The sequence below is a fragment of the Pseudomonas sp. Sample_9 genome, from assembly GCF_004307535.1.
Lineage (GTDB): Bacteria > Pseudomonadota > Gammaproteobacteria > Pseudomonadales > Pseudomonadaceae > Aquipseudomonas > Aquipseudomonas mercuritolerans.
The window spans coordinates 13874-20534 of the sequence record NZ_RAZO01000193.1; the positions used below are offsets into that span (position 1 = coordinate 13874).

The 6661-nt window shown below is 59.8% G+C and carries 4 protein-coding genes; 2 read left to right on the plus strand and 2 right to left on the minus strand.

Annotated elements, in window-relative coordinates; translation table 11 throughout:
• The first annotated feature begins 84 nt into the window (after positions 1 to 84).
• Positions 85 to 852, plus strand: coding sequence for a MarR family transcriptional regulator (locus D6877_RS10605; protein ID WP_130910717.1), 768 nt, complete (start codon positions 85 to 87; stop codon positions 850 to 852).
• A gap of 1 nt (position 853) precedes the next feature.
• Entirely contained in the window at positions 854 to 1552 is a 699-nt protein-coding gene (locus tag D6877_RS10610) for a hypothetical protein (protein ID WP_130910718.1), read from the plus strand.
• A gap of 880 nt (positions 1553 to 2432) precedes the next feature.
• Here the strand turns inward: D6877_RS10610 and D6877_RS10620 are convergent.
• Both D6877_RS10620 and mprF read right to left on the minus strand, forming a co-directional pair.
• Positions 2433 to 3728, minus strand: a complete 1296-nt coding sequence (locus D6877_RS10620) for an AcvB/VirJ family lysyl-phosphatidylglycerol hydrolase (RefSeq protein ID WP_130910720.1) — start codon at positions 3726 to 3728, stop codon at positions 2433 to 2435.
• Positions 3728 to 6367: a bifunctional lysylphosphatidylglycerol flippase/synthetase MprF gene (gene mprF / locus D6877_RS10625; protein ID WP_130910721.1), complete on the minus strand. Its 2640-nt coding sequence runs from the start codon at positions 6365 to 6367 to the stop codon at positions 3728 to 3730. Before mprF ends, D6877_RS10620 begins: the two co-directional genes overlap by 1 nt.
• Positions 6368 to 6661 lie beyond the last annotated feature (294 nt).

Below are 6661 nucleotides of genomic sequence, written 5' to 3' on the forward strand. Positions count from 1 at the left end.
ACCCAAGGGCTTGACGACCCGGCCTCGGCAGTGAGACAAGTGTCCACGTTTTATGGAATGTGGACACTTGAGGTTTTGAGCTAAATGAAGAGTCAAGACATTTTACTTTTGTTCAAGATGGCCAGTCTCCACGCTCAGGAAGAGAACCTTTTGAAGGAGATGGAGGCCGAATCGTATTCGGACAGGGTCGAAGAGCTGCTCAGGCCTTATGTCGTCAGCCCAATGACCGCAGGGGAGAGTGTGGGGAAGCCATTGGTCACCTACTCCACTGATGGGGAAGACACAATCTTCCATCGCCGCGAACTCGATTCGCCTTTCGCTGATGGGCCAGGCTGGGAGGGATGGGCGGAACCAGCATCTGATCCACCGCTGACAAGTTGGAGTGATCGCTACTCTCTGCGTGCGCTGTCTGCCTCTCTCGGGCTGAGCAAAAGCGAAGTCTCAAATGCTCTCGCCCGGTGCCGGGAATCTGGATTGCTCATTCATGATTACGACACCGGGCTTGCCAAAGTGCACCGCCGAGAACTGCTGAAAATTACCGAGCACGCGCTGAAGTACTTCTTTCCGGTCAAGCCTGGCGCGATGGTTCGTGGCATACCCACAGGTTTTGCGGCGCCTGCGCTGTCCAAAAGCATCAAGAGTGCGGGTGGTTTGATTCCGGTCTGGCCGGATGCGCAGGGAACCGAGCGAGGTCAAGCAATCGAGCCGCTTTACAAAACAGTGCCGGAAGCGGTGAAAAAAGACCGGATCCTTTACCACTATCTGGCGCTCGCTGATGCAATCCGTCTGGGTGGTCCGCGTGAGTGTGGTGTGGCAATCAGTATTCTGAAGGCAGGGATGGGGCTGAAATAACATGTCGTCAAACGCGGATCACAACTACGAACTTATTGAGTTCGTGGCTGAAGGCTTGGGCGAGGCGTTTCTCGCCGAAGTTGCTTTTGTTGGCGGTTGTACAACTGCCATGCTGGTTACAGATACAGCCGTGCTGGACGACATTCGTTTCACTGATGACGTTGATTTAGTGATCGAGTTGGCCGGTATCAGCGCCTGGAACCAACTCACTGAACGGCTGGCTGCCAAGGGATTCAAGATCACCGGTGAGGACGAGGTCAATTGTCGTTTTCGCTTCAATGACGTTGTTGTGGATGTCATGCCTTCCGACCCTGCAGTACTCGGCTATGCCAACCGCTGGTTCGTCGAGGGGCTGGCGAGGGCAGATAAATTCACTCTGCCCAGCGGCACGGTCATCCAGATTTTCCAACCCGCGTATTTTCTCACGACCAAACTGGAAGCTTTCGCTGGTCGGGGAAATGGTGATCCTTATCACAAGGATGTCGAGGACATGATCATCTTGATCGATGGTCGGCCGGAGCTGTTGGAGGAGGTGGGCCAAGCCGACAGCGACCTTAAGGCGTTCGTCACAGATGGAATCCGCAAACTGATGGCGCTCGATGGGGTTGGCTACGTGATCGAAAGTTCAGGCTCGGTGCAGGCGAATCCAGGCAGAGGGCAGATTATTCACAGGCGTATGAAAGCGCTGGCCAGCGTATGAGATACCACTCCCGTTCAATCACTGGGCAAGCCAGCAGAGCAAATAATGACTATGCCGGAGCGACCTGTGAGGGTGACGGTGGTTTTTTTGTTGTGGCGGATGGCACTTCCAAGCGCGGCAGTGGACAGCTGGCTGAATGCTTCGTAAGCGGTATGTTGGCGGCTCATTCCACACAGATGGAGCAGGGGAGCTATCCTGCAGAGCCCGCAGCTGTTGAGCGCCTATTGGGTTCAATACTGGCGGATTTTCATGCGTCGTTGCCTGCTGATCAGACGGGAGCCATCTGTTACCTGATTGGCTTGGTCGCTCATGGCCGACTTACCGTTGCATACGAGGGAGACTGTTCATGCGGGATTGTGACGTTGGCGGGTGCCATCGATTGGATTACGCCACCTCACTGCAAGGCCAATTGGCGGCGCGACCGTTCGCACTGTGAGTTGGCGCGAGACCCCGCGCGAAATTCGGTTACACGATGCTTGAAGATCAATCGGGTTCCGAACCCTGACTTTGTTTGTTGTGCACTGGACGCTGTTGAGCGCTTGGTATTTGTCACTGATGGCTTTTGGGCGGACTTGACGCAAGCCCAGCAAAGCAGTTTGTTGGCGGCCCCGGATAGCGACTTTAGCGTTGGCGACGATGATGTCACGTGGATAGATGTTCAGCTTGGCCAGCGGGGCTGATCAGTTGTCTGAATCCAGCCCCATATTCCCTGTGGGAGCGAGCCTGCTCGCGAAGGCGTAGTGTCAGTCGACGAATCTGTAAACTGACCCACCGCTTTCGCGAGCAGGCTCGCTCCCACAGGGGAATTTGGTGGCTGCTGGGATGTAAAAAGCCCCCGCAACCGTGAAGTTGCGGGGGCTTTTTGTGGATGCGCTTCAGATCACTCTTCAGCCACCGAGTCCTTGCTCTGGCGCTTCTGAATCAGCTCCACCAAGCGCTTGGCCAGCGCCGGATAGTTTTCATCAAAGTGATGCCCGCCGGGCAGTTTCACCGCTTCACCCACAGCAGTCTTGTCGGTGCAGCCACTTTCATCTGTCTCTTCTTCACCATAGATGCACACAACCTTGGCCGCTGGCAGCTTGGCCATTTCCGGGCCGGTGGCGGCTTCTTTACCGGCGTTACCCAACCAGCCTTCGACTTCGATTTCGAAGCTGCCGGTGCGGGCGAAGGCGAGCAGGATGATCGCGTCGACGCGCTGCTGTTCGTTCTCTGGCAGGCGGTTGTAGATCGCTGGCAGAACGTCGGCACCGAACGAGTAGCCGGTGAGGATGAAGCGCTTGGTGCCCCATTTCTGCCGGTAGTGCTGCATCAGTTCGGTGAGGTCCAGTGCACTCTGCTCCGGGCTCTTGTGTTGCCAGTAGTAGCGCAGGGTGTCGATGCCGACCACTGGGTAGCCGATCTTGGCCATTTCCCCGGCCACGTCGCGGTCGAGGTCGCGCCAGCCGCCGTCGCCGGAGAGGAACAGGGTCACGGTGTCGTTGGCCTGACCGGCCGGCACTTCCACGACCGGAATCGCCAGGCCGCCGTTGGCCTTGTCGCCGCCGACGAGGATTTTGCGCAGTTCGTTGTTCAGCACTTGCGGCAGGTTGATGTCGTAGTCGCTGATGCTGGTTTCGGCGTTCGGCTGATCGCGGACGAAGCCTGCGCTGGCGTCGTCCGGATTGTCGTTCCATGCCACCAGCCAGTGGCCGTGGGCGGCGGATTTCGGCAGCAGGTGGGTGCAGCCGGGTTTTTCCAGGGCCAGATCGACAGAGATGGCCTGGGCCTTGTCGTCTTTCTGTTCCGCCAGCCAGCGCCACGCCAGCACAGCGCCCGGGCCGATGCCGCTGACCAATGTCGCCGGGCCGTTCAGTTCACGCAGGCCCGATTGCAGGGCGCGGCTTTGCAGCAGGCAATCCTTGGGCAGAATCACCTGGACGATCTGCGCCGAGGCGCTGCGGCTGAGGGTGGTCAGTTGTTTTTCGGAGAGCTTCTGTTCTTCGGTAACGGCGACCAGCACCTGAGCCTTCGGCTTGCTGCCCGGGATCACTCGGGTCATGGCCGCGCCATCGGCGGGTTTCAGTTGTTCGACGGTGGGTTCCGGTGCCGGGCGTTTGAGGTACCAGTAACCGCCGCCGGCAATCACGGCCAGCACCAGCAGGGCGGCCAGGATGTACTTCAGGGAGCGTTGAATCATCAGCGTTTCACCAATCCAGTCAAGCCGCCCGCGATCAGGGCAGCAGTGTCGGCCAGCGCCACGAGCGGATCGAGTCCGGCGGGCACGGCCATATAACGGGGTTCCCAGTCAGGCTGGAACTTGTCTTTGAAGCGGCGCAAGCCTTGGAAGTTGTACAGCTGCTCACCACGGCGGAAAACCATCGAGCCCAGGCGCTGGGTCAGTGGTGCGCCGCGCCGGGGTTGCAACCCCGACAATGGCACCATGCCCAGGCTGAAGCGCGCGTATCCGTGACTCTTATAGTGTTGAATCAGGCCGACCATCATGAATTCCATGGTCAGCTTCGGCGCTTCCGGGTGCGCGCGCATCAGGTCGAGACTGGCCAGGTCGTGGCTATAGGTCTCGAGCAGATTGGCGAACGCTACCGGGCGGCCTTCGAAGCGAATCACCGCAATGCGGAAGTGCTTGAGGTAATCGTCGCTGAAGCGGCCGAGGGAGAAGCCTTTCTCGCGCACGTTCTTGCCGGTCAGCCAGGCATCGGAAATCACCTTCAGCTCATCCATCGGCGCCTGACCCGGCTCGTGGATTTCCAGCGACAGACCATCGCGGGTGCCACGGTTCCAGGTGTAGCGCAGGTCTTTCATCTCCTTGCCCTTGGCTTCCAGATCGAAGCGCAGCAGATCGACCCGGGCTTCTTCGCCGAGCTTGATCGCGGTCAGGCCGATGTCCATGTAATACGGCAGGTTCTCCGCGCGCACTTGATAGAACACCGGACGGGTGTGATGGATGTCGCAGAGGTCGCGGAACTGCCAGATCATTTCCGCACGTTGCTGGCTCGGCCCGATCGGGTCGTACAGCGCCACCAGACTGCGGCCACGGCGGGCGTACATCAGGAACGCCTCGTCGTTGGGATGAAACAGCAACGCCTTGTCACCGGTCAGCGCGAGGCCGCCGTCGGGTTGCGACGAGGCCATGAGAATCTTTGCCGCGCGATCCAGTTCGTCTGGAGTTGGCAAATGAATCACAGGCCGCGCGGTGCGCAGCAGCCATGTCAGCGAAACCACCACCAGCAACACAGCAGCGCCAAGCAGCGAGCGCAGCCCGCGAGGCGCGTCGGCATCAAGGGTGAACTGCCACCAGAGCTGATGGCTGTAGGGCACGTCCTGATAGGCGAACAGCAGCAACCAGGCCGAAGCGCCCAGCACGCAGAGACTGGCGACCAGATACAGCGGCGAAAACGGCAGTTCGGTCAAACGGCTCGGGCGATAGAAGGAGCGGCGGAACACGCCGAGCAGCGCGGCCGTCAACGTCATCAGCGTGGCTTCTTCCCAGTCGAAGCCTTTGAGCAGCGAAAGCAGGGCGCCGACCAGCAGCAGAATGGTGGTCAGCATCCACGCTGCCGACAGGCGCCGGCGCAGGCCTTGGGCAAGCAAGAGGCAGAGCACGCCGATCAGGCTGGCGCCGAAGTGCGAGGCGTCGACCAGACGATGCGGGATCAGAAAACCGATGTGCTCCAGGCGCGTGTCGATCTCCGGGGTGGCGCCGGAAAACAGCAACACCACACCAGACAGAAACACCAGCACCGCCAGAACCGGCGCAGCCAGACCGGACGCCGCGCGCATGGTCTGGGATTGAAACAGGCGCTGGCCTTCGTTGATCAGCAGCAGTACGCAAGCGACCAGCAGCGGCAGCACCACGTAGATCAGACGATACAGCAGCAGGGCAGCGGCCAGCGGTGCGGCGCCGAGCTTGTCGGCAAACGCGGCGAGCAGAATCGCCTCGAATACGCCGACCCCGCCCGGCACATGACTGAGTACACCGGCGGCCAGCGCCAACAGATACACCAGCAGGAACGGCGCAAACGGCGGCGCTTCCGGCAGCAACAAGTAGAGAACGGTGGCGGCAGCCGCGACATCGAGGGCGGTGATCACCAGTTGCAGCAAGGTCAGGCGTCGACCCGGCAGGCGCAACGTGCGCCGCCCGGCACGGACCAGCAGATTGTCGGGGTAGGGTTGTTCCGGCAGACGACGGCGATAGATGCCGATCGCCAGCACTGCACCGAGGATCAATACGGCTGCGGCGACGGAGCCGAGCAAGACTTCGGACAATCCCAGGGCCTGCGAGGCAGCGGGCAGATTGCTCAGGGTCGCCAGCGCTGCCAGCGGCGGCAAGGCGCAGCCCAGCGAAAGACTGGCGAACAAGGTCATGTGCGCGACTTCCGACGCACCGACGCCCAGTCGCGCATATAAACGATAACGAACCGAGCCGCCGGAAAGCAGCGAAAGGCCGATCGCGTTGCCGATCGCAAACGCAGTGAAGCCGCCGAGCGCGAGGGTGCGCGGCGGCAGTTTCACACCAGCGTAGCGGCTGGCCGACCATTCATAACCGAGCAGAATGATGAAGCCGACCACGGTCGCGCCGATGGCACCGAGCAGGGCCGGTTTCGGCACGTCGAGAATCGAGTCGTGCAGCGCATAGAGATCGAGCTCGGCGAGCAGATGGCGGCAGGCAATCAGGGCAATGGCAAACAGCAGCAACGTGACGGCCAGACCGATCGGCTGACGGTATTTGCTTAACCGATCCAGCCAGCGCAATCGCTGGGGCTTGATCGGTTGTTCTGCTGTAACGGTGTCTTGTGGATCAGACGAGTTGGCGCGCATCAATCACCTCTTGGATTGTGCGCGACAGGATGGAGGTATCCAGCCAAGTTACCAATCCCTGTAGAAAAAAATAATCACAAAATACTACGCCTCTCGTCGGGCATCGGCGAGGGCAGTTCCTGGATTGCACAAACCCTGTCTGCGACTCAAGCATAGTCGCAAGTCAGTGGTTCTGATGATCCCCAGCGGTTCACTGCACAGTGACAGATCATTGTTGCGAAAGGACTTTTTCAACAGATACAAAAAAGGCCACTCTTTCGAGTAGCCTTTTTTGATGTTTGGTTGCGGGAGCCG